Raw genomic sequence first — 24021 nt, 5'->3', positions numbered from 1 at the left:
GTGGCGTAACACATTGTGGTAAAAATAATGTTACATTATAACGCTTTGAAACGACGAGTCGGTCGGATAACGTTACTAATGACAGGCTTGGCACTCTGCCAGCCCGTTTTCGCTCACCCACACAGTTTTATTGATATGCAGACGACAGTTGAGAGTCAGAACGACAATATCACTGGTTTACGCATGCAGTGGACGATGGATCCTATTACATCGGCCGACCTGCTGTATGACGCAGGGAAGGCGAAAACTGATTCTGACGTCTGGAAAAAACTGGCGGCGGAAGTTATGGCGAATGTCTTGGGGCAGCACTATTTCACCGATATTTATCGCGATAATCAGCCCGTAAAATATGCGCGGCTGCCAACCGAGTATCACCTTTCCCGTAAAGGCAACCAGGCGGTACTGGAATTTGTGTTGCCGCTGGCACACCCACAGCCGCTGGCTGGCAAGCCTTTGCTGATTTCTACTTACGACCCGACCTACTTTGTCGATATGTCCTATCAGAATGATAAGGCCATTAATCTGGCGCCTGCGCTGGCTTCACGTTGTAAAACCACGCTCGTCACGCCGGAACCTAATGCTGAATTGCAATCTTATGCGCTGTCGCTAGATAAAAATGATGCACCGGATGAAGATATGGACTTGGGGAAACAGTTTGCACAGCGGGTGACGTTGCAATGTCAATGAACCTTGGCCCGCTGTTACATCAACGCTCGTTATTGAGCCGACTGCGCGATCTGTGGCCGCTGTGGCTGTTTTTGGTGCTGCTTGCCACGGCGCTGCATTACATCGTGGGGTATTGGCCGCAAATCGTGCTGCAAAGTGCGATGTGGCAGAAATCGCTGCACCAGCAGATGTCGCACTTGTTGCAGATGGTGGAACAGCAACCGCATCAGGCAGGGCTGAGTTTGATGATGTTCAGTCTGGTCTATGGCGTGCTCCATGCGGTCGGGCCGGGGCATGGTAAAGTCGTCATCATGACCTATTTAGCGACACATCCGTCGAAGCTAAAAAGCAGCCTGAAGTTAACGCTTGCGGCCTCGCTGGTTCAAGGGTTGATGGCAGTAGTACTGGTGACCGTAGTACTTGGGATCTTGCAATTGTCGAGCCGAACGCTGCATAACAGCAGTTTTTGGATGGAAAAAGGGAGCTTCGTGTTGGTGGCAGGGCTGGGGTTATTGCTCTGTTTTCGTGCGTTGAAGCAGCTATATATCGCGCTAGTGTGGCAACCCAAGCCGGCGACGATTTTTCGCATGACACCACTTAACGTATCAGTTCATGGACGTATGACGCTTCGTCCGATTTCTGTGCCGCCTCACTCCCTTCATCAGCACGATGCTGACTGTGGCTGCGGGCACCGCCATCTCCCCAGTCAGGAAGAACTTGAGCGTGATAGCCGCTGGCGCACGCGTCTGATGATTGTGCTGGCGATGGGGATGCGCCCGTGCTCCGGTGCCATTCTGGTGCTGCTTTTCTCTAAAGTGATCGGCGTTTATGTGTGGGGCGTGGCCTCCGCGCTGGTGATGGCTGCCGGAACGGCGATCACCATCTCGGCACTGGCCGTGTTGGTTTTTTACTGTCGTCGTGTTGTTGAGCGCCTAGGTGCGAACCGCGCATCGCCCGTGTGGCAGCGTACTGCTTTTTCTCTTTTGGCTTTTGCTGGCGGGCTGATTTTAGTTGGCTCCGGCATCCTGCTTTATCTCAGCGCACAGCCCGCGATGATGGGCGGTATTCGGCCATTCTCCGGCTGATTTCACTTTTTATTAACCTCGCGTTAAAAACCCATTGCCTCCGATAATCACGGCGAGATATTATTTCATTAATGATAACTATTATCATCTATAACCATAATCGCAGAAGGGAATAAGAATGAAAAAATGGCTGTTCTCAGTCGTTATGCTTTTGGGGCTGAGTGCGAGCGTTGCTGCTAGCGCTAACCCGATTGTTATTGAAGACGTTAGTGGCAGGAAGGTAGAAATCAAATCCGAAGTGAAGCGGATTATTTTAGGGGAAGGTCGACAAATTTATCTGCTGGCCGCCTTTGATACCGAGTCGCCGTTCCAACGTGTGGTGGGCTGGCGTGACGATCTGCCAAAAGCCGATTACGACGGCTATCTGGCTTATGAAAAGAAATACCCGGAGATCACAAAGCTGCCGACCTTTGGCGGGGCGAAAGACGGTACTTTCAACGTCGAGCAGGCATTGACGCTGAAACCGGATTTGGTGTTGATGAATCTGGAGTCAAAAGCGGCGACGGATGAAGGCAAATTGATTGAAAAACTCAATTCGCTGGGTATTCCGGTGGTGTTTATCGATTTCCGCGAAAAGCCGTTTGAGAACGCAGAGAAAAGCATTCACATTATGGGCCAACTGGTGGGCAAGCCCCAACGTGCGGAAGAGATTATTAAGTTCCGCCGTGAGCAGATTGAACTCGTTACCGATCGGCTGAAAAACTATCAGGGTCCACGCCCGAAAGTGATGATCGACCGCGCGGGTGGCTATGATGAAGAGTGCTGTATGTCATTCGGTGATGAGAACTTTGGCCGCATGGTTGAGGCTGCCGGCGGTGACAACATTGCCAAGAACATCATCCCCGGCACGTTTGGTACGCTGAACCCTGAGCAGATTATCAGCTCTCGTCCTGATGTCGTGGTAGTAACGGGTGCTAACTGGAAAAACTACAACACGGCGAACGGCTGGGTTGGCGTCGGACCGGGAGCCGATCAGAAGGAAGCGCTGCAACGTTTGCAAAAACTGATGGAACGCGCAGCATTTAAAACGTTGCCAGTAGCAACCGATGGCAACGCTCATGCAATCTGGCATCAGTTCTATGATAGTCCGTATCAGTTTGTGGCGATTCAAGTATTAGCGAAATGGATGCACCCGGAACTGTTTAAAGATCTCGACCCTGATGCAACATTCCGTACCTTCCATGAGAAGTTCCTGCCGCTGCCGTATCAGCCAGGCTATTGGGTTACGCTGCCAGCGAAGAAATAACGCTATCAGACAGTAAACCAGAGATAAAAAAGCACTGAACCTTAATTGGTCAGTGCTTTTTTTATACCTTTCTTACCGATTCCGGTGCCCATCGGCAGCAGCGTTGGCGATGTTTATGTCACTGAATTCTTTATCTTGCGAAGAGTAAAGCAAACGTTTCCCTATCAATTTATGTCATCACGGATCGTCAGATGTTTTTGACGATCGATTATCTTGTTTTGATAGTTTTCTCATATTGATTTGAGATTATTGAATGGTTTTGGCGATCGAATATATAAAACTGCTTGCTGATGTGTCGATAACTGAGCGTGGTGAAAGAATGCCTGATCTTCACTCAATGGCATGCAAGAACGGGATGTTGCGGATGCGACATACCCGAATCAGGAAAATATGCAGTATAAAAATTTAAAATGGAGCGGTTTATGAATATCACGCAACGCCTGCTGTTGACGTTTTCGTTAATGTCGCTAGCACTTATCGCATTGGTTATCGTCACTTTGTCACTATTGTCAGGGTTCCAGTCTCGTTTTGAATACGTTCAGGATAATGCTATTCCAAGCATCAAGGATTTGAATAGCTTGGTGGATAAAAGTAATTCACTGGTGCTTTTTTTGTATCGTCATCAGACTACGGATGACGATCGTAAGCTGCCTGCGATCGAGCAGGACATTAATAGAACCATTGAGGAAATAAAGAAGCTCAATGAGTATTACCTGATAAATGATGCTTCCAGCGAGGCGGATCGACAACTAACTAATGCGGCAATTGACCAGACCCAAAAATTACAGGCATCGCTACCTGCTTTTATTAATGCGTCAAAAGCGAACCAAAACGATGTTGCTCTTGGCCTGCTTCAGGGAATGGACGGTCCGGGGAGAGTGGTTCGTGACCTCCTCGCCAATTACCGTAAGCAATTCGATCTTAATGTTAAAATGGGCGACGATCTGCGCCAGGTGAATAAACAAGTTTATGATCAAACGTGGTTTGGCCTGTTGTCAGGCACGCTATTGGTTGTGCTGTTGATTGGTTTTTTTGCTGTGAGAACCATCCTGGGCATTAGAAAGAGTTTGAACAATATGAATCAAACGATGGAAGACGTCAGCAATCATCTTGATCTGACCATTCAGGCTGACGATCGGCGCAAGGATGAGGTTGGGAATACTGCCCGTGCCTTTAATAGCCTGATGCATCGCGTTTCCGCGGCGCTGGCTTCGGTGAATGCTTCATCGCAGTCGGTAAGTAGTGCGGCGACGCAGATTGCAGCAGGTAATGAGGATCTGTCAGCACGTACTGAGGAACAGGCGGCTTCGCTGGAACAAACCGCTGCCAGTATGACGGAAATCAGCGAAACAGTACGCCAGAATGCGGAAAACACGCAGCAGGCCAGCCTGTTGGCGGGTAATGCCAGCCGGATTTCTATCAATAGTGCCGATTCAGTCAGTACGATGCTGAGTACGATGGAACATATTCGTACTAGCTCAGGCAAGATTACCGACATCATTGCGCTCATTGAAGGGATTGCGTTTCAGACCAACATCCTTGCTCTGAATGCGGCGGTAGAAGCCGCGCGTGCGGGTGAGCAAGGGCGTGGTTTCGCCGTGGTCGCAGGAGAAGTGCGCACGCTGGCACAGCGTTCGTCTACGGCAGCCCGCGAAATCAAGGATTTGATCGGTGCGTCAAATTCGCTGGTATCAGCAGGGGTTGAACAAGCCAGCGATGTAGGGAAAAACATGGCGGCGATGAAAGACGCGATCCAACAGGTGACGGATTTGGTGAACGAAATCGCTGCGGCGACGGAAGAGCAAAGTCAGGGTATCAGTCAGGTGCATCAGGCCGTTAACCAGATGGATGATGTGACCCAGCAAAATGCCTCATTGGTCGAGGAAGCGTCAGCCGCCTCGCAGTCATTGCAGGAACAGGCAAGCACATTGAGCCAACTGGTCGGGCAATTTATTGTGGGGCAAATGACTCCAGCGGCACTGACCCCCGCTCTTGCCTCTGTACCGTCTGGCATGTCCGTACCTCGTCTCGCCCCCGCGAAGAAAAAAAGCGCTGCTGCTCAGGATGAAGGAGATTGGCAGCGTTTCTAATCTATCGAGCCGCGTGTGGTGCCTTAAGGCTGTACGCGGCCATAGAATCCTATGCCGGATGGCGAAAGGATAAAGGGAGATGACAATATGAAATCGACCGAGCACAGCGCTGAAAATTTGGGAGATTATGCGTCCTTGTTGGCGGAATTCGAACACATGACGACGCTACTGACTCAGCTAATGAACAGCGATTACCGCACGCTTGATCTGTATCTCAACAATTGTCGTCATCTGATTTTGCGTTTTACTGAAATTTATAAATTGATCGGTAAACCAGAGTTTGAGCATTACTTGAAACATCATGACGCGGCGCTGTATTACAATGTAAACAGTGTTGGCTTGGCATTACGCCTGTTTGAGAACATGCTGACGAACATGCGCGATATGTTGGGAACTGAGCGTTTAGACTAGCAATATTATACCTCCGGGGCGCTTGCTTACCGGAGGTTGTTCGAATGGCCCATCATTTAGATGGTCGGCTCGCTGACCAGTCCGTCGATAATCACCTGTGGTACGCCCTGTGAACAGCGTTCAATACGTCCGCGCACGCCATAGACCGCTGACAGGCTTTCGGGGCTAATGACCTCTGCGGGGGCACCATCGGCAATCAGGTTACCATTTTGTAGCATCAACACGTGGTCGCCATGACGCAGCGCGATATTGATGTCATGCACCACCACCACGGTGATGATGTTGCGCTTGCGCGTCTCTTTACGCACTAAATCCATTACGTGGAATTGATAATTCAGATCCAGCGCGCTGAGCGGCTCGTCCAGCAAGAGCAGCGAGGGCTGGCGGATCAGTGATTGCGCTAACCCAACCAGTTGCTTCTGTCCGCCAGAGAGTTGATCGAGATAGCTCAACGCCAGATGCTCGATACCTAACTGACGCAGCAGGGTCATGACTTCATCCTGCTTTTCGGCGTTATGCATGCCGCCGGACGCGCGCTGTGCGACGATAATAGATTCCAGCACGTGCAGATGAACGCCTGCGGGCAAGGATTGCGGCAGATAAACGACCTTTTCCGCCCGCTGAGCGAACGGCAATGTCATCAGGTTGGTGTCATCCAGCCACAGTTCGCCTTCAGAAGGGTTCAGGCCTGCCATTGCACGCAGTAGGGTGGATTTGCCGCTGCCGTTGGGGCCGAGTAGAACGGTGATCTTCCCGCGTGGCAGTTGTGGTACGGACAGATCGCGAATCACCTGACGCTTGGGATAACCCGCACGAAAATGGGAAAGTCGTAATCCAGATAGGGTTTGCTGACTCATACGTTCCCTCTGTGGCGCAGAATAATACTCAGGAAGAAAGGTACGCCAACCAGTGAGGTGACGATACCGACCGGAATAATGACGCCGGGAATCAGGTTTTTCGAGGCAACAGACGCCATCGACAGTACCAGTGCGCCCGTTAACGCACTGGCAGGCAGATAGAAGCGGTGATCTTCACCGAAAATCATACGCGCGATATGCGGAGCAACCAGGCCGATAAAGCCGATGGGGCCAACAAACGCGACCGAAATAGCGGATAAAATGCTAATGCGCAGCAGCGTTGCCAGGCGCAAGCGGCGCACGTTAATGCCGAAGCTGACGGCACGATCTTCACCCAGCCGCAGTGCGGTCAGTTTCCATGAACTCATTAGCGAAATGGGCATAACGATGACCAGCACCAGCAGCAGGATGCCCAGTTTTTCCCACGAGGCGCGGGCCAGACTGCCCATGGTCCAGAACACTAAACCTTGCAGCGTGTCTTCGTTAGCGATGAACTGGAGCATGGAAACCAGCGCATTGAAAGTGAACACCAACGCGATGCCGAACAACACCACGCCGGAGGTGGCGACCTGCGTCCAGCGCGTAATGCCATCAAGCAGCAATGCTGCCAATAGGGCGAAAATAAATGCGTTAGCAGAAATAAACCACTGAGCCGGAATACCGGGGATGCCGATGCCGAGCACGATCGCCAGCGCCGCGCCGAATGCGGCAGCGGAGGAAACGCCGAGCGTAAACGGGCTGGCCAACGGATTGTTCAGGATCGTCTGCATTTCTGCACCAGCCAGGCCGAGCGCTAGCCCGACGATGATGGCCATCAGCGCATAGGGCAGACGAATATCCCAGACGATCACGCGCGTACCTGCATCGGCGCTGGCCGGATCGGTCAGCGTGTTCCAGAGCACATCAAGCGTTAGCCCCGAAGGCCCCATCGTGAAATCCAGCAACAACGAGCCGATGATGATCAACAGCAGTATCGCCATAACACCTACACGGCGTCGAATAATGCCGCGATAGTTGTCCATAATGGTGTTGGCATCCGTGGCAGTATTACGGATACCCGGTTCAGTGGTTGTACTCATGAAAAATTATTCACCTTGTTTCCAGGCAAAGATAAAGTCACTGTCAGGCAGTGAGGTAAAATTCTGAATGATATGGTGATACGTGTCATCAGGATTCAAGCTGGCAAACGCCTGAGGATAAATATCTTTTGCCAGATATTCCATACCGACAATGTTGTAGGGATGGTTGTAGAAATGGTGGTAAACGCCATACACGTGCTTAGCCTGAACGGCCGGAATTTGGCTAATACCGGTGCGGTTGAGTAGCACGTTAGCCTGAGTGCGAACACCTTCTACGCTGGCACCATAGCCTAGCGGCAGTACCTGACTGTTACCACGTTTAGAGCCTGTCATGATGTAGACATCAGGTTTCATGCTGATAATCTTTTCCAGCGAGACAAAACCTGTTGCGCCCGGCAGCAAATCAGAACCAATATTTTTTGCGCCGACCGCTTCAATCAGTCCGCCCCAACCGCTGTTGCTGTGTGTGAAGCAGCAGGAGTCTGAGTTACCGGCAATCGGTTCTACAAAGACGCCGGGTTTCGGGGTGATTGCGGCGGTTTTCTGCTGAATGGCATCAAAGTGCTGACGATAGAAATCGGTATACGCTTTGGCATTAGTTTCGCGGTTCAGAACCTTACCCAATAGGTCGATGCTGGGGGCGGTATCTTTCGCCGGATTCACTTCATAATCGACAAAGAGTACGGGAATATTCAGCGCGCTGAGTTTGTCGATCACGCCACTTTCTTTCAGCGCCGCCTTGGCACGCAACTGGGCAATCATCAGGTCCGGCTGTTTTGACAGCACGCTTTCCAGATCGACGTTGCCTTTATCACTGAATCCCATGTCCAGAATACCAACGGACTGAGGCCACTTTCCTTTCAGCATGTCCCAGGTTGCGGTGTCCTGTTTTTTTGCCAGATTGTTCCAGGCAACCAGACGCTGAAAGGGATTATCGCGGTCAAGCAGGGCCATCGCCATAATGTCGCGGCCGTCTTGCAGAATGATGCGCTGTGGCTCTTGTTGAATGGTGACACTTCTGCCGTCGAAGTCGGTAACGGTGAGAGGATATTGGGTGGCGTAGCTGAAGAGCGGAGCGGAGAGTAATGCAGTCAGAAAGAGCGATCTTACTGATGTTCTTAACATGGTGGTCATCCTAATTCACAATTTATCAGAGTATTGAATTTATCAGTAGAGTACTGAACTCATCAGTGTAATGAGTTTGATAATTATTATCGTATAAGGATAAACAATGCGTATACAGGATTCATATGTAAAGAAAAATAACAACTCCGACCCGATTTCATTTTTATGTGGGTGGGCCGGAGTGGGGCGAAATTAGCGTTTCAGCGCGTCACTCAGTTCTTCACGAATGGTGCCCAGAATGGCTTTAACCACTCGCGGATTACCTGCAACCAGATTGCCGGACGTCATATAGTTATGAGCACCAACGAAGTCTGTCACGATCCCGCCAGCTTCGCGTACCAGCAGTTCGCCACCAGCAAAATCCCACGGCTTCAGGCCGATTTCAAAGAAACCGTCAACGCGACCCGCGGCTACATAGGCGAGATCCAGTGCAGCAGAACCCGTGCGGCGGAAATCCGCACACTGGGTGAACAGCGCGCCGATGACATTGATATAACTTTTGCTGTGTTGTTTTAATTTGAAAGGGAAGCCGGTTGCCAGCACGGTGCCGTCCAGATCGCGGGCAGTGCTGCTGCGCAGACGATAGCCGTTCAACTGCGCACCCTGACCACGGGTAGCACTAAACAGTTCATTACGCATAGGATCATAAACAACGGCAACTTCGGTACGGCCTTTAATGCGAACCGCGATAGAAACGGCGAAGTGGGGTAAACGTTTGATGAAGTTGGTGGTGCCATCCAGAGGATCGATAACCCATTGTACTGCCGGATCTTCGCCAACCAGCTCGCCACACTCTTCACCAATAATGGTGTGCTGTGGGTAAGATTTACGGATGACTTCAACGATCAGACGTTCTGCATCCCGATCGACGTTGGTCACAAAATCGTTGCTGCCTTTCTGGCTAGCTTCGACGGCGTCTGGCGTTTCATAGTTCTTGGCAATTAAATTACCGGCTTTACGCGCAGCGCGTATAGCGATGTTGAGCATCGGATGCATGGTATCGGTCCACTGGAATGTTAAAGAACGGAAAGCGGCGCAGAGTATAGCAGTGGAAAAGTAAAATAGCTAAGTTTGTGTTAAGGTATGGCGCTTTCCTTTTCACACTACTATTTCTTCCTTTTCGCATAACAGAGTACATATGTTAGACAATATTCGCATTGTTCTGGTTGAAACGTCGCACACTGGCAATATGGGGTCGGTGGCCAGAGCGATGAAAACCATGGGATTAAGCAAACTTTATTTGGTCAATCCACTGGTTAAGCCTGATTCGCAGGCGATTGCGCTGGCGGCCGGTGCCAGCGATGTCATCGGTAATGCTACGATTGTTGATTCGCTCGATCAGGCGCTTGAGGGTTGTAGTCTGGTCGTTGGCACCAGTGCGCGTTCTCGCACGTTGCCTTGGCCGATGCTGGATCCGCGCGAGTGCGGTGTTCGTAGCGCACAGGAAGCGGAGCACGCTCCAGTTGCATTGGTGTTTGGGCGTGAACGTGTCGGGCTGACGAATGATGAACTGCAAAAATGCCATTATCACGTGGCCATCCCCGCTAATCCGGAATACAGCTCGTTAAATCTGGCGATGGCGGTGCAGATTATTGCTTATGAAGTCCGTATCGCGCATTTAGATCGGCTACAGGCCGGTAAGCCGGAACATGAAGAGTCGCCGTATCCGCTAGTCGACGATCTGGAACGCTTTTATCAGCATCTCGAAGAGACATTGCTGCAAACCGGATTTATCCGACCCGCACATCAAGGGCAGGTGATGAACAAGCTGCGTCGCCTGTTTACCCGCGCCAGACCTGAAGCGCAGGAACTTAACATCCTGCGTGGGATACTGAGTTCAGTACAGAAAACACACGACGAATAATACTTGAGTATTTTACTCGGTTAAATAGTTGACTAAAACACTCGGGAATGTCAGACTCGCGGTATGTTCTGCCAATACATGTTTTCATAATACATGTTTTACCTACAGGTACCACTATCATGAGACTGACATCCAAAGGCCGTTACGCCGTTACCGCCATGCTCGATGTGGCTCTACACTCCCAGGAAGGTCCGGTTCCATTAGCGGATATTTCTGAACGCCAAGGCATTTCACTGTCTTATCTGGAGCAACTGTTTTCGCGCTTGCGCAAGAACGGACTAGTTGCCAGCGTTCGTGGCCCGGGCGGTGGTTATCTGCTGGGTAAAAGCGCGAATGAAATCGCCGTTGGTATGGTTATTTCTGCGGTCGATGAGTCTGTTGATGCAACGCGCTGTCAGGGTCGTGAAGGCTGCCAGGGTGGCGATCGCTGCCTGACGCATACGCTGTGGCGCGATCTGAGCGACCGTATTACCGACTTCCTGAATAACATCACGCTGGATGAGCTGGTGAATAATAAGGAAGTGCTGAACGTTGCCGATCGTCAGGATGCTGACATCCGCCGTACCGCTAATGGACGTATCCAGGAAACGATCAACGTTAACCTGCGCGCCTGATATACCTTCAACGTGACGAGCTATCTTTACTCGTCACGTTTTGTCTTTCTGATCGCTGCGTAATCGATGACCATATTGCCTAATGTGGTACGCGTGTTATTGCGGCTGTCACGGTGTTGTTGTGACGATGAATTGTTCCGACGATGACATCGTAAAATTTTGCATTGGCCCGAGAGGTTGCGGGTATAAACAACCTGTCAATAAAACAAAACGCATTGTACGTTTTGAAGTGATGTACGGAGTTTATGAGCAATGAAGTTACCTATCTATCTCGATTATTCAGCCACCACGCCGGTTGACCCGCGCGTTGCTGAGAAAATGATGCAGTGTTTGACTCTGGACGGTACGTTCGGTAATCCGGCTTCCCGTTCACACCGTTTTGGCTGGCAGGCGGAAGAGGCGGTTGATATCGCCCGTAACCAAATTGCTGAACTGGTTGGTGCCGACCCGCGTGAGATCGTCTTCACGTCAGGCGCGACCGAAGCCGATAACCTCGCGATTAAAGGTGCTGCCAACTTCTATCAGAAGAAGGGCAAGCACATCATCACCAGCAAGACTGAACACAAAGCCGTGCTGGATACCTGTCGTCAGCTTGAACGTGAAGGTTTCGATGTCACTTACTTGGCACCGCAGCGTAACGGTATTATCGACCTGACTGAACTTGAAGCCGCAATGCGTGAGGACACCATTCTGGTTTCCATCATGCACGTTAACAACGAAATTGGCGTTGTGCAGGATATCGCAGCCATCGGTGAGATGTGCCGTAGCCGCGGTATCGTATTCCATGTCGATGCCACGCAGAGCGTAGGTAAACTGCCTATCGATCTCAGTCAGTTAAAAGTGGATCTGATGTCTTTCTCCGGCCATAAAATCTATGGGCCGAAAGGGATCGGAGCACTGTATGTTCGTCGTAAACCCCGTATTCGCCTTGAAGCGCAGATGCACGGCGGTGGCCATGAGCGCGGTATGCGTTCTGGCACCTTGCCTGTGCATCAGATTGTCGGTATGGGCGAAGCCTACCGCATCGCGAAAGAAGGGATGACCGCAGAAATGGATCGCCTGCGTGCGCTGCGCGATCGTCTGTGGAACGGTATTAATGATATTGAAGAAGTCTATCTGAATGGTGATATCGAGCAGGGCGTGCCTAACATCCTGAACGTCAGCTTCAACTATGTTGAGGGTGAATCGTTGATTATGGCGCTCAAGGATCTGGCGGTATCGTCCGGTTCTGCCTGTACGTCGGCTAGTCTGGAGCCCTCCTACGTGTTACGTGCGTTGGGCATGAATGATGAGCTGGCACATAGCTCGATCCGTTTCTCGCTGGGGCGTTTTACCACCGAAGAAGAGATCGACTACACCATCGAGCTGGTACGTAAATCCATCGGCCGTCTGCGCGATCTTTCTCCGTTGTGGGAAATGTTCAAGCAGGGCGTGGATATCAGCAGCATCGAATGGGCACATCATTAATTCACCAGATCGGGGACGACTATCATGGCTTACAGCGAAAAAGTAATTGATCACTACGAAAATCCACGCAACGTGGGTTCGTTTGACAACGCCGATCCTTCTATCGGCAGTGGCATGGTCGGCGCGCCAGCGTGCGGCGATGTGATGAAGTTGCAGATAAAAGTCAACAATGAGGGTATCATCGAAGATGCCCGCTTCAAGACATACGGTTGTGGTTCTGCTATTGCCTCCAGCTCGCTGGTCACTGAGTGGGTAAAAGGCAAATCGCTGAATGAAGCTGAAGCGATTAAGAACACGCAGATTGCCGAAGAGCTTGAGCTACCGCCAGTGAAGATCCACTGCTCCATTCTGGCAGAAGACGCTATCAAGGCAGCGATTGCGGATTACAAAAGTAAACGCGACGCGCAGTAATCTCTGCGGCTGAACTCGTCGGGGGCACCGTGGTTCTCGGTGCCTGATCCCGTCGAGCTGGCGAACGATCGAGGTAACAGTATGTCGATTTCTCTGAGTGAAAGTGCGGCACAACGCGTGAGCGCTTTCATCGCAAACCGGGGCAAAGGCCTTGGACTGCGTCTTGGCGTGCGTACATCCGGCTGCTCTGGTATGGCGTATGTGCTGGAGTTTGTGGATGATTTGAACGACGGTGACACAGTCTTTGAAGACAAAGGCGTCAAGGTCATCGTGGATGGCAAAAGCCTGGTTTATCTTGACGGAACCGAGTTGGATTTCGTCAAGGAAGGGTTGAACGAAGGCTTTAAGTTCAATAATCCTAACATTACCGGCGAATGTGGTTGCGGCGAAAGTTTCAACGTCTGACCTCTCTTGGGTAGTGAGCATGCTATTAACGAATGGCAAGTGCCGCTACCCAGAACTCCCAGAGTACCACTATGGATTACTTTACGTTATTCGGGCTGCCTATTCGCTATGATGTGGATGGTGGCCTGCTTGCATCCCGGTTTCAGGACTTGCAACGGCAGTTCCATCCTGACCGTTATGCTGCCAGCCCTGAGCGCGAGCGTATGCTGGCGGTACAGCAGGCGGCGACGATCAATAACGCCTATCAGGCGCTAAAGCATCCGCTGAAACGCGCGGAGTACATGCTGTCACTGCACGGTTTTGATGTGAACAACGAACAGCATACGATGCGTGACACCGCATTCCTGATGGAACAGCTTGAACTGCGCGAAGAGTTAGAGTCGATTTCGCGGCGATCCGATGCGGATGATGCGCTGGCGGCCTTCGCCGAGCGTTTGCAGGCCGCGATCGCCACACGTCATTCTCACATGCGTGATGAACTCGATAATGAGACGTGGACAGACGCTGCGGACACCGTGCGCAAGCTACGCTTTTTAGACAAGCTCCAGCAACAGGTTGAAGAACTCGAAGAACAATTGCTGGATAGATAACTCGTTAATCCGGCGGTAAATCTAGTGGTGATTACCATACGGATTTTTTCGCCAGCCAATTGATGGAAGCTCAATATGGCCTTATTACAAATTAGTGAGCCTGGCCTTAGTGCCGCACCGCACCAGCGACGTCTGGCCGCTGGTATTGATTTAGGCACCACCCATTCGCTCGTTGCCACCGTGCGCAGCGGCGAAGCCCAAACGCTGGCGGATGGCGACGGACGCGATCTGCTGCCGTCAGTTGTCCACTATCGTCACGATGGCCACAGCGTCGGCTGGCAAGCACGTGACAATGCCGCTCACGATCTGGAAAACACGGTCAGTTCAGTCAAACGCCTGATGGGGCGTTCTCTGGCCGACATTCAGCAGCGTTACCCCCATTTACCCTATCGTTTTCATGCCAGCGATAACGGCTTGCCGCTGATTCAGACTCCCGCTGGCAACCTCAACCCTGTGCAGGTATCGGCGGATATCTTGTCCGCACTGGCTGCGCGTGCGGAAGCGGCGCTAGGCGGTGTGCCTGATGGCGTGGTGATTACCGTCCCTGCCTATTTCGATGACGCACAGCGTCAGGGTACCAAAGATGCGGCGCGTTTGGCTGGACTGCACGTATTACGTCTGCTCAACGAGCCAACCGCGGCGGCGATTGCCTACGGGCTGGATTCCGGTAAAGAAGGCGTGATCGCCATTTACGATCTGGGCGGCGGCACCTTTGATATTTCCATTCTGCGCTTAAGCCGTGGCGTCTTTGAAGTGCTGGCGACTGGCGGCGATTCTGCGCTGGGCGGTGATGATTTCGATCATCTGCTGGCAGAGTGGCTGCGTGAGCAGGCCCGTGTTCACGATCGTGACGATCGCCAGTTGGATCATGCATTTCGCGACGCGGCAGTGAAAGCCAAGATTGGGCTCAGCAGCGCTGATGCGGTATGTGTGGATGTTGCTGGTTGGCAGGGGACTATCACCCGTGAACAGTTCGATGCATTGATTGCTCCGCTGGTGAAACGCACGTTGCTATCCTGTCGCCGCACGCTGAAAGATGCGGGGCTGACGGCAGAAGATGTGCAGGAAGTGGTGATGGTCGGTGGATCTACCCGTGTTCCGCTGGTGCGTGAGCAAGTGGGAGCATTTTTGAGTCGTACACCGCTGACCTCGATCGATCCAGACAAGGTTGTGGCGATCGGTGCGGCGATCCAGGCGGATATTCTGGTGGGCAACAAGCCAGATAGCGAAATGCTGCTGCTGGACGTGATCCCTTTGTCGCTGGGACTGGAAACGATGGGGGGGCTGGTGGAAAAAATTATTCCACGCAATACCACGATCCCCGTTGCCCGCGCGCAAGAATTCACGACGTTTAAAGACGGCCAGAGTGGCATGATGATCCATGTCTTGCAGGGCGAGCGCGAAATGGTAGCGGATTGCCGCTCGCTGGCGCGCTTTTCGCTGCGCGGTCTGCCGCCGTTGCCTGCTGGTGGGGCTCATATTCGCGTGACTTTTCAGGTTGATGCGGATGGCCTGCTGAGCGTGACGGCAATGGAAAAATCGACAGGCGTTGAGGCATCCATTCAGGTTAAACCGTCATACGGTTTGAGCGACACGGAAATTGCCACGATGATCACCGATTCGATGTTGAACGCGAAGGAAGATGTCGGCGCACGTCGTTTGGCAGAGCAAAAAGTGGAGGCGGCACGCGTGCTGGAAAGTTTGCAAACTGCGCTGGCGGCTGACGCAGAATTATTGAGCAATGACGAAAAAGGCGTCATTGTCGCGGCATCCGAACATCTGCATACAATGATGCAGGGAAGCGATCCCGTGGCAATTGAAGCCGCGATTAAAACAGTCGATCAACAAACCCAGGAATTTGCCGCCCGCCGTATGGATGCCTCTATCCGTCTCGCGCTGGCAGGCCATTCAGTGGATGAGGTGTAACATGCCTAAGATAGTTTTTTTACCGCATCAGGATCTGTGTCCTGAAGGCGCGGTTTTGGAAGCGGAACGCGGCGAAAGTATTCTGGAAGTGGCCTTGCGTAACGGAATTGACGTTGAACATGCCTGCGAGAAATCCTGTGCCTGCACCACGTGTCACTGTATCGTGCGCGAAGGCTTTGATTCGCTAGCGGAAAGTACGGAAGAAGAAGACGATATGCTGGATAAAGCCTGGGGGCTGGAGCCGGAAAGTCGTCTGGGTTGCCAGGCGCGTATCGCCGGGGACGATCTGGTCGTCGAGATCCCGCGCTATACGATCAACCATGCGCGTGAGCATTGATCTGAATAGATAGGAACCGTTATGGGACTAAAATGGACGGACAGCCGGGCGATCGGCGAAGCGCTTTACGACCAGTTTCCCGATCTCGATCCGAAAACTGTACGTTTCACGGATATGCATCAGTGGATCTGCGAACTGGATGAATTTGATGACCGACCAGATGCCTCCAATGAAAAAATTCTGGAAGCGATCCTGCTGGTCTGGTTAGATGAAGCCGACTAAGTAATATGACGGGGCTGCCTGGTTAATGCCGATCGTTTGAGAACCGAGATACACGGAGCGACCATGGGGCGAGGTATCCCTGCGGGAACCTCATCCCCGTGTTTCTCCTAATATGAGGCTTACGTGACTGGTATTAGGCGGGTGGCCCGTTTTATTTTCGTGCCAAAATTCGTAACATTTTCATGTCATCATGCATCGTTTACTTATCTGCAAATATGAAAAGCACCTGCAAACATGAAAAGTGGCAGGAATACCTATTATCGGAGAAGCACTATGACGAACAATACCATGCTGATTTCACTCTCCCCCCAACCTGCTGACGCACGCTGGGGAGAAAAAGCGACGCTGAGTGTGAATGAGCAGGGTTTTACCATTCATGTTGGGACGACGCCACTGAATGGCAAAGCTGCGCAGGCAACGATCCAGCGTGCCGCCCGTAAAATTGACGGGCAGGGGATTAAACACGTTAAGCTCGCGGGGGAAGGTTGGGACCTGGCAAACAGTTGGGCATTCTGGCAGGGGTATCGCGGGCCGAAAGGGCAAAGAACGGTTGAATGGGCTGAACTGAACGATGCCGACAAGAAAGAGCTGAACGACCGCCTGAAAATTGTGGATTGGGTTCGTGACACCATCAATCTGCCTGCTGAAGATCTGGGGCCAGAGCAGTTAGCGACCCGTGCGGTCGACCTGTTGTGTGATGTGGCGTGTGATGCTGTCAGCTACCGCATCACCAAAGGTGAAGATCTGCGCGAACAGGACTATGCCGGTCTGCACACGGTCGGTCGCGGTTCTGAACGTCAGCCAGTGCTGCTGGCGCTGGACTATAACCCGACGGGTAACCCGGATGCGCCAGTGTTCGCCTGCCTGGTGGGTAAAGGTATTACGTTTGATACCGGCGGCTACAGCCTGAAACCTAGCGGGTCTATGGATTCTATGAAGTCGGACATGGGCGGCGCTGCCACCTTGACAGGTTCACTGGCGCTGGCGGCGTCACGTGGTTTGCAACAGCGCGTGAAGCTGTACCTGTGCTGTGCAGACAACATGGTGAGCGGTAATGCGTTCCGTCTGGGCGATATTATTCGCTACCGCAACGGCAAAACGGTTGAAGTGATGAATACTGATGCGGAAGGACGTCTGGTACTGGCAGATGGCCTGATCGATGCCTCCGAGCAGAATCCGCAGTGGATTATCGACTGTGCCACGTTGACGGGCGCAGCGAAAATGGCGCTGGGCAACGATTATCACGCGCTGTTCAGCTTTGATGATGAGCTGGTGGCGGCATTGCAGGAAAGTGCGAAAGAAGAAAATGAGCCGTTCTGGCGTCTGCCGCTGGAAGAGTTCCACCGCAGCCATCTGCCGTCCAGCTTTGCCGATCTGAATAATATTGCCAGTGGTGCACACACCGCTGGTGCCAGTACGGCAGCCGCTTTCCTGTCGCATTTTGTGAAAAATTATCAGCAGGGTTGGCTGCACATTGACTGTTCTGCGACGTACCGCAAAAGTGCGGTAGAACAGTGGGCGACAGGCGCGACCGGGCTTGGTGTTCGCACATTGGCGAATCTCCTGCTGAGCAACGCCAAGTAGTCGCTTCAGGTTTGTCTGCCATGTACAGAATGTTTTGAGAAATAAAGCCGGCTCTCAACGTGCCGGCTTTTAACGTAATCATGTTGAGGAAAGTATGGAGTTTTCGCCACGTAACAAACTGGAAGAAGTGCTGATTCTGGCCGCAACGGAGCCAGCGCATCGTCCTGAATTTTTCAGTGAACTGATGGAAGCTACGGTGTTTGTGCTGGGCAGTACCGATGACGGAGATGAATCCGATGAGGTGGTGTTGCATGCGGGCAGTAATGTGAACATCCAGCACTGGGAAAAAGACGATGGTTCATCCGCCATTCCTTTCTTTTCTTCTCTGGAAGCGTTACAGAGTGTGATTACGGAAGAAGCGCCTTTTCTGGCACTGCCAGTGCGGTCGTTGTTTGAAATGACGCAGGGTGTCACGCTGTTCCTTAATCCTAAGTTGCCGTATGGCAAAGAATTTTTGCCGCAGGAAATTGAACATATTCTGTCTGGCGAAGGCAATGGATTTGTTCAGCAGCGCGTTGTTGAAGAAGATATGCAGGTGATGCTGAGTCAGCCAGCCGAGATGCCAGCACAGATGATTGACTCCCTGACGCAACTGTTTGCCAAGCATCGCCAGGTAAAACGGGCATTTTTGGCACAGATTCAGGAGCCCGGTGAAGAACAGCCGCACCTATTGATTGGTATTGATGTCGATCAGGATGAGGAAACCATCATTCGTGAAGCGGGCAGCGTCGCTAGTGATACCTTACCGGACGAGCGTCCTGTCGATCTATGTCTGGTGAAGGACGGCGAGCCGGGCATCAGCCATTACATGATTAAACACACCACGCCGTTCTACGAGCGCAAGTGGGGTAGTTTCCTGCGGGAGTTTAAGGCTACCGGCAACGCGTAATCGGCATGACGGCGACAGCGGATTACGCTTCTTCCGCTGTTGCCTGCTCTGCACTTGACCGTCATTCGCGGTTAAATGCAATCTCACCCAGCATTAATCGCGTGCAATCGGGACATCATCGCGGCTACCCCAGTCGCTCCACGACCCATCGTATAACGTCACATTAGGGACATTTAACTGCGTCAGCGCTAATACTACGACGGACGCTGTCACGCCAGACCCACAGCTAGCGACGATAGGACGAGTGAAATCCACGCCGTGCTTATGCAGAATGGTCGCCAGTTCGGCATTGGGCTTCAGCGTCCCGTTATTCACTAAATCGGTCCACGGTACGTTCAAGCTACCGGGAATATGGCCACGATGCAGACCGGGGCGCGGTTCGTCCACTTCGGCATGAAAGCGCGGAGCGGGGCGGGCATCGACAATCTGTTCCGATTTATCCCGACTGATTGAGAGTACGTCATCACGTGAGCGAATCGCGTTTTCATCCAGTGTGGCGTGAAACGTGGCGGGCTTGCGTATGACATTGCCTTGTTCCATTGGCAAGGCTTGCGCTTTCCAGCCTGCTAGTCCGCCGCTCAGAATAGAAAGTGATGTGGCACCGAAGGTGTGCAGCATCCACCACGCACGGGGGGCGGAAAAGAGATTACCTTCATCGTAAATCACCAGATGCTGCTGATTATCGATCCCCAGCTCACCCATCGCGCGTGCGAAATTTTCGCGAGTTGGCATCATATGCGGCAGGTCTGTGCTGTGGTCGGACAAGGCTTCAATGTCAAAAAAAACGGCGCCTGGCAAATGACCGTTGCGGTATTCGGCATGAATATCGCGGCTATCGTTACCCGGCGGTAGCATTCGGGCGTCAATGAGCGTGATGTTGCTATCATTCAGGTGGCTGGCAAGCCAGTCTGCGCAGACAAACCGCTCATGAGAAACGGGCAAATCAGAAGACGATGCTGACATAGATCCTCCACGCTAGGGCTGAGGAATTCAGCCCCGATGTGCAATGATAGATTCATTGTCAGCGATTTTCCCTAATCCGACAAGTCATGGATTATTGGGTGATACTGTTTGTATATGCTTGTTTTAATTGCGGCCAGTCATCCTGATTGGCATCAGTCATTGAGAATAGAATCGTTAATGAAGATAAAAGAAGAGGTAATATTTTTTTAATAAAAATGTTATCTCCTTGGTAGGCAATAAAGGCCAGTACCCCTATAATTTGCGCCACTTTCACCGGCTGGGTAAACAATTCTTATAATCCGGCTGTAATCCGACAGTTTAGTTAATGAGGTCAATATGACGATAGAACGTACCTTCTCCATCGTAAAACCTAATGCGGTTGCCAAGAATGCCATCGGTGCGATTTACGCACGCTTTGAAAGCGCTGGTTTTACCATTGTTGCGGCTAAAATGCTGCGCCTGAGCCGTGAACAGGCGGAAGGTTTCTACGCAGAGCATAAAGGTAAGCCATTCTTTGACGGTCTGGTTGAATTCATGATGTCTGGTCCGATCATGGTGCAGGCCCTGGAAGGTGAAAACGCCGTTCAACGTAACCGTGACATCATGGGTGCCACCAACCCAGCCAACGCGCTAGCGGGAACGCTGCGTGCTGATTATGCGGACAGCTTTACGGCGAACGCGGTGCATGGTTCCGATTCCATCGAATCTGCTCAGCGCGAAATTGCTTATTTCTTTAGCGAAGACGAAATCTGCCCGCGCGCGTAATTCTGCGTGGGTAATCGCAGGTGAGTACTAATAATATTGCCCTTTTTTCACCAAGTCAGTGCGCGACGCTAATGCAATGACACAGAAAAAAAACGGTGATAGTAGCTTACCTGTTTTAAACTTTGTACAATGCTGCGCCCCGGATGAGCCTGCACTTGCCCGGGGCATTTCTTTGGTCATTACCATCGAATTCAACCCTCTTTTTTAGCGCCATAACGTGTAACAACGAGGCCAGGATCTATCAATGTCTAAGCAAATCGTGTCTGAGTCTGAAACTATCGTGTCTGAATTCTCCCCGGCATCTGCTGATGCTTCTCAATCCGTTAAAACCAGTGCGGAAAAAATTAACCTGCTTGATCTTAACCGTCAGCAAATGCGCGATCTCTTCATGTCTATGGGGGAGAAACCGTTCCGCGCCGATCAGGTCATGAAGTGGATCTATCACTACTGCTGTGATGACTTCAATCAGATGACGGATATCAACAAAGTTTTCCGTTCCAAATTGCAGGAAATTGCTGAGATTCGCGCACCTGAAGTGGTGGATGAACAACGCTCTTCCGACGGCACGATTAAGTGGGCGATTCTGGTGGGCGGTCAGCGGGTTGAAACGGTTTATATTCCAGAAGAAGATCGTGCCACGCTGTGCGTATCGTCTCAGGTCGGCTGTGCGCTGGAGTGCAAATTCTGTTCAACGGCGCAGCAGGGCTTTAACCGTAACCTGCGCGTATCGGAAATCATCGGCCAGGTGTGGCGCGCGGCGAAGATCATCGGTGCCTTTAAAGTCACCGGTCAGCGCCCGATCACCAACGTGGTAATGATGGGGATGGGTGAACCACTGTTGAACCTGACTAATGTGGTGCCAGCGATGGAAATTATGCTGGATGACTTCGGCTTTGGTTTGTCTAAGCGCCGTGTGACGCTGTCTACGTCAGGCGTGGTGCCTGCATTGGATAAACTGGGCGATATGATTGATGTTGCGCTAGCGATTTCACTTCATGCGCCGACAGACGATATTCGTAACGAAATCATGCCGATCAACAAAAAATACAATATCGAGATGTTTCTGAGCGCAGTGCGTCGTTATCTGGAGAAATCCAATGCGAATCAGGGGCGCGTTACGGTTGAGTATGTGATGCTGGATCATATTAATGACGGCACCGAGCATGCGCATCAACTGGCTGAATGCCTGAAAGATACGCCGTGCAAGATCAACCTGATTCCGTGGAACCCGTTCCCGGGTGCGCCGTATGGCCGCAGCTCAAACAGCCGCGTTGACCGTTTCTCCAAGGTGCTGATGGAATATGGTTTCACGACGATAGTACGTAAAACGCGTGGGGATGACATTGATGCTGCCTGCGGGCAGTTGGCGGGTGAAGTCGTGGACAGAACCAAGCGCACGTTGAAGAAGAAAATGGCCGGTGAACCTATCGCGGTGAAAGCGGTCTGATAACAGATGGTGCGGGTTAATGCGGAAGCGTTAACCCAGCGCCTTGCCGCCGATGTCGTTTCGCCAGGGGCATTTTCAGGGCAATGGTGGGCGAATTGCGAGGCGTGCCGCGTTGTTGCAAGGCTTGACTGCCACTCTGTTTGTATTCAGGTAACCTCTTTGTCAGAAATGACAACGCGAGGGAACAGGGATGGCGGAGCCTCTATTGCAGGGACTGTTTTTATTACATGGAAAAGCGTTATCACCGCTGAGTAACTTGTTTGCGATATTGCTGCTGGTGGGGTGTGTGAATTCGCCTCAGGAGGCGACAAATCCCGCGGTCGCCCAAACCCGCTTACAGTTGGGGTTGGCGTATCTGGCGCACAATAATCTGGATTCGGCGCGGCAGAATCTTGAGAAGGCGGTCGCGGTTGCTCCACAGGATTATCGAACACAACTGGGGATGGCGCTTTACGAACAGCGGATAGGTGAAAACCGTCTGGCCGAACAGCGTTATCAACAGGTGCTGAATATGGCACCGGAAAATGGCAGCGTCATGAATAATTACGGTGCGTTTCTGTGTAGTTTAGGGCAGTATGTAGCGGCGCAGCGACAGTTTAGTGCGGCTGCACAACTTCCTGATTACAGTCAGGTTGCTGATGCGTTGGAAAATGCGGGATACTGCTTTTTCAATGCTGGACAGATTGATGACGCACGCAATTTATTAAGTCGGGCGCTGAAATATGACCCGAAGAAAGGCATCGCATTGCTGGCGGAAGCAAACCAACAGTTTTCTGCCGGAAAAAGTGAGCAAACGCGACTGCTGATTGAGATTTATCAGCATAGTCTTCCGGCCAGTGCCGAAAGTTTATGGTTACAGATTCGTTTCGCCGCGTTAGCGGGCCATGATGGCGATAAAGAACGTTATGGCAACGTGCTGGCGCGAAGTTTTCCACAATCTAAACAGTACCAGCATTTCTTAGCTAATGAATACTGAAGCCACCCAAAATACAACAGAAGCAAAACTACCCGGTGAACGTCTGCGTGAGGCGCGTGAACGCCTTGGGCTGACTCAGCAAACTATTGCCGAGCGTTTGTGCCTTAAAATCACCACCGTTCGTGATATTGAAGACGGTACGACGCCTGCTGATTTAGCACCGACCTTTCTGCGCGGCTATATCCGTTCTTATGCCAAGCTGGTTCATTTACCCGAAGATGACCTGCTTCCCATAGTGGATAAACAAGCTGTGCCTAAAACGATCTCGGTTTCGCCGATGCAGAGTTTTTCACTGAAGAAAAACCGCAAAAAGCGTGATAGCTGGTTGATGACAATCACCTGGCTGGTCGTGCTGGTTGTTCTGGGGCTAACGGGTGCATGGTGGTGGCAAAACCATCAGGCTCAACAGGCGGAGATCAACAGCATGGTCGATCACGCCAGTTCGGTGCAGGCGCAAACGGAAGGGCAGTCCATTTCACTGATGGATAACAGCGCTCCGCAGGAAACCGCGACGTCGAGTTCTGCAACGGCACCTTCTGCAACGCCAGTCGATCTTTCCGCCACTATCGCGGCGACACCGTCAACGCCTCCTTCTTCCACAACAGCCCCTTCTGCCGCACCGTCTAGCCAATCATCTTCACCGGCGAACGTGACACAGCCACAGGCTGCGGGTAATACCCTACTGGGTGCTGGGGCAGTCGCACCGGCTGCTACGGTAGCGCAGAGCACTCCGGTATCTGCAACTCATGCATTGGTAATGACCTTTACGGCTGACTGCTGGTTGGAAGTCACGGATGCTAGCGGTAAGAAACTGTTTAGTGGCATGCAGCGTAATGGCGGCACGCTGAATCTGGATGGTCAGTCACCTTATAAACTTAAAATTGGCGCGCCAGCGGCGCTACAGATCCAATTTCAAGGTAAGTCGGTCGATTTAAGCCAATTTGTGCGCAGCAGCCAGGTTGCACGCCTGACGCTGACGGCCGAATAACGTGTTGTTCAAGT

At 51.9% G+C, this 24021-nt stretch carries 26 protein-coding genes; 20 read left to right on the top strand and 6 right to left on the bottom strand.

Features of this window, described 5'->3' with window-relative positions; translation table 11 throughout:
- The first annotated feature begins 27 nt into the window (after positions 1-27).
- The 5 genes from A7983_RS02080 (at position 28) to A7983_RS02060 (ending at position 5498) form a co-directional block, all read left to right on the top strand.
- Entirely contained in the window at positions 28-687 is a 660-nt protein-coding gene (locus A7983_RS02080) for a DUF1007 family protein (RefSeq protein WP_039478178.1), read from the top strand.
- Entirely contained in the window at positions 678-1751 is a 1074-nt protein-coding gene (locus A7983_RS02075; RefSeq protein ID WP_039478176.1) for a nickel/cobalt transporter, read from the top strand. The genes A7983_RS02080 and A7983_RS02075 overlap by 10 nt, the downstream gene beginning before the upstream one ends.
- Before the next feature lie 118 nt (positions 1752-1869).
- Positions 1870-2997: an ABC transporter substrate-binding protein gene (locus A7983_RS02070; RefSeq protein WP_005970190.1), complete on the top strand. Its 1128-nt coding sequence runs from the start codon at positions 1870-1872 to the stop codon at positions 2995-2997.
- 422 nt (positions 2998-3419) lie between these two features.
- A complete protein-coding gene (locus A7983_RS02065; RefSeq protein ID WP_005970189.1) occupies positions 3420-5087 on the top strand; it encodes a methyl-accepting chemotaxis protein in 1668 nt (555 codons plus the stop codon).
- A gap of 87 nt (positions 5088-5174) precedes the next feature.
- Complete coding sequence (locus tag A7983_RS02060; RefSeq protein ID WP_005970188.1) at positions 5175-5498, top strand: hypothetical protein; 324 nt, start codon at positions 5175-5177, stop codon at positions 5496-5498.
- A gap of 56 nt (positions 5499-5554) precedes the next feature.
- Here A7983_RS02060 and A7983_RS02055 read toward each other — a convergent pair whose 3' ends face one another.
- From A7983_RS02055 to suhB, 4 genes are all read right to left on the bottom strand, one after another.
- A complete protein-coding gene (locus A7983_RS02055) occupies positions 5555-6355 on the bottom strand; it encodes an ABC transporter ATP-binding protein (RefSeq protein WP_005970187.1) in 801 nt (266 codons plus the stop codon).
- Positions 6352-7434, bottom strand: a complete 1083-nt coding sequence (locus tag A7983_RS02050; protein ID WP_005970186.1) for a FecCD family ABC transporter permease — start codon at positions 7432-7434, stop codon at positions 6352-6354. The genes A7983_RS02055 and A7983_RS02050 overlap by 4 nt, the downstream gene beginning before the upstream one ends.
- Positions 7435-7440: 6 nt before the next feature.
- Complete coding sequence (locus tag A7983_RS02045; protein ID WP_005970184.1) at positions 7441-8559, bottom strand: ABC transporter substrate-binding protein; 1119 nt, start codon at positions 8557-8559, stop codon at positions 7441-7443.
- Positions 8560-8751: 192 nt separating this feature from the next.
- Positions 8752-9555, bottom strand: a complete 804-nt coding sequence (suhB, locus tag A7983_RS02040; protein ID WP_005970182.1) for an inositol-1-monophosphatase — start codon at positions 9553-9555, stop codon at positions 8752-8754.
- 142 nt (positions 9556-9697) lie between these two features.
- On the opposite strand from suhB, the gene trmJ reads away from it, so the two are divergent.
- From trmJ to sseB, 11 genes are all read left to right on the top strand, one after another.
- On the top strand, positions 9698-10423 hold the full coding sequence (gene trmJ / locus A7983_RS02035) for a tRNA (cytosine(32)/uridine(32)-2'-O)-methyltransferase TrmJ (RefSeq protein WP_005970181.1): 726 nt from the start codon (positions 9698-9700) through the stop codon (positions 10421-10423).
- Positions 10424-10542: 119 nt separating this feature from the next.
- Positions 10543-11037, top strand: coding sequence for a Fe-S cluster assembly transcriptional regulator IscR (iscR, locus tag A7983_RS02030; protein WP_005970180.1), 495 nt, complete (start codon positions 10543-10545; stop codon positions 11035-11037).
- 252 nt (positions 11038-11289) lie between these two features.
- Entirely contained in the window at positions 11290-12504 is a 1215-nt protein-coding gene (locus tag A7983_RS02025) for an IscS subfamily cysteine desulfurase (RefSeq protein WP_005970179.1), read from the top strand.
- A 24-nt stretch (positions 12505-12528) separates the two neighbouring features.
- On the top strand, positions 12529-12915 hold the full coding sequence (gene iscU, locus A7983_RS02020; RefSeq protein WP_005970177.1) for a Fe-S cluster assembly scaffold IscU: 387 nt from the start codon (positions 12529-12531) through the stop codon (positions 12913-12915).
- A gap of 81 nt (positions 12916-12996) precedes the next feature.
- Positions 12997-13320, top strand: coding sequence for an iron-sulfur cluster assembly protein IscA (iscA, locus tag A7983_RS02015; RefSeq protein ID WP_005970175.1), 324 nt, complete (start codon positions 12997-12999; stop codon positions 13318-13320).
- Positions 13321-13391: 71 nt separating this feature from the next.
- Complete coding sequence (gene hscB, locus A7983_RS02010) at positions 13392-13910, top strand: co-chaperone HscB (protein WP_005970173.1); 519 nt, start codon at positions 13392-13394, stop codon at positions 13908-13910.
- A 75-nt stretch (positions 13911-13985) separates the two neighbouring features.
- The gene (gene hscA, locus A7983_RS02005; protein WP_005970172.1) at positions 13986-15836 is read left to right on the top strand and encodes a Fe-S protein assembly chaperone HscA; all 1851 of its coding nucleotides are present in this window, start codon (positions 13986-13988) and stop codon (positions 15834-15836) included.
- 1 nt (position 15837) lies between these two features.
- Positions 15838-16173: an ISC system 2Fe-2S type ferredoxin gene (gene fdx, locus A7983_RS02000; RefSeq protein WP_005970171.1), complete on the top strand. Its 336-nt coding sequence runs from the start codon at positions 15838-15840 to the stop codon at positions 16171-16173.
- A gap of 21 nt (positions 16174-16194) precedes the next feature.
- Positions 16195-16395 (top strand): Fe-S cluster assembly protein IscX, encoded by a 201-nt coding sequence (iscX, locus tag A7983_RS01995; protein WP_005970169.1) that lies wholly within the window; start codon positions 16195-16197, stop codon positions 16393-16395.
- 273 nt (positions 16396-16668) lie between these two features.
- Positions 16669-17979 carry an aminopeptidase PepB gene (pepB, locus tag A7983_RS01990; RefSeq protein ID WP_005970167.1) on the top strand — a complete coding sequence of 437 codons (1311 nt, stop codon included), beginning with the start codon at positions 16669-16671 and terminating at the stop codon, positions 17977-17979.
- Positions 17980-18073: 94 nt separating this feature from the next.
- On the top strand, positions 18074-18868 hold the full coding sequence (gene sseB / locus A7983_RS01985; protein ID WP_005970165.1) for an enhanced serine sensitivity protein SseB: 795 nt from the start codon (positions 18074-18076) through the stop codon (positions 18866-18868).
- A 93-nt stretch (positions 18869-18961) separates the two neighbouring features.
- On the opposite strand, the gene sseA is transcribed toward sseB, so the two are convergent.
- Both sseA and A7983_RS01975 read right to left on the bottom strand, forming a co-directional pair.
- Positions 18962-19831 carry a 3-mercaptopyruvate sulfurtransferase gene (sseA, locus tag A7983_RS01980; RefSeq protein WP_005970163.1) on the bottom strand — a complete coding sequence of 290 codons (870 nt, stop codon included), beginning with the start codon at positions 19829-19831 and terminating at the stop codon, positions 18962-18964.
- A 91-nt stretch (positions 19832-19922) separates the two neighbouring features.
- Positions 19923-20120 carry a hypothetical protein gene (locus tag A7983_RS01975; protein ID WP_039478173.1) on the bottom strand — a complete coding sequence of 66 codons (198 nt, stop codon included), beginning with the start codon at positions 20118-20120 and terminating at the stop codon, positions 19923-19925.
- Positions 20121-20167: 47 nt separating this feature from the next.
- Between A7983_RS01975 and ndk the strand changes: the two genes are divergently transcribed.
- The 4 genes from ndk to rodZ all read left to right on the top strand — a co-directional run bounded on the left by ndk (position 20168) and on the right by rodZ (position 24007).
- Positions 20168-20596: a nucleoside-diphosphate kinase gene (gene ndk, locus A7983_RS01970; protein ID WP_005970161.1), complete on the top strand. Its 429-nt coding sequence runs from the start codon at positions 20168-20170 to the stop codon at positions 20594-20596.
- 244 nt (positions 20597-20840) lie between these two features.
- The gene (locus tag A7983_RS01965; RefSeq protein WP_005970157.1) at positions 20841-22043 is read left to right on the top strand and encodes a bifunctional tRNA (adenosine(37)-C2)-methyltransferase TrmG/ribosomal RNA large subunit methyltransferase RlmN; all 1203 of its coding nucleotides are present in this window, start codon (positions 20841-20843) and stop codon (positions 22041-22043) included.
- A 190-nt stretch (positions 22044-22233) separates the two neighbouring features.
- Positions 22234-23019, top strand: a complete 786-nt coding sequence (pilW, locus tag A7983_RS01960) for a type IV pilus biogenesis/stability protein PilW (RefSeq protein ID WP_005970156.1) — start codon at positions 22234-22236, stop codon at positions 23017-23019.
- Complete coding sequence (gene rodZ, locus A7983_RS01955; protein ID WP_005970154.1) at positions 23009-24007, top strand: cytoskeleton protein RodZ; 999 nt, start codon at positions 23009-23011, stop codon at positions 24005-24007. The genes pilW and rodZ overlap by 11 nt, the downstream gene beginning before the upstream one ends.
- The last annotated feature ends 14 nt before the right edge of the window (positions 24008-24021 follow it).

It is taken from the genome of Pectobacterium wasabiae CFBP 3304, assembly GCF_001742185.1.
In the GTDB taxonomy this organism is placed as follows: domain Bacteria; phylum Pseudomonadota; class Gammaproteobacteria; order Enterobacterales; family Enterobacteriaceae; genus Pectobacterium; species Pectobacterium wasabiae.
Note: the sequence above shows the minus strand (reverse complement) of the source record. Positions and strands in the feature narration are given on the sequence as shown.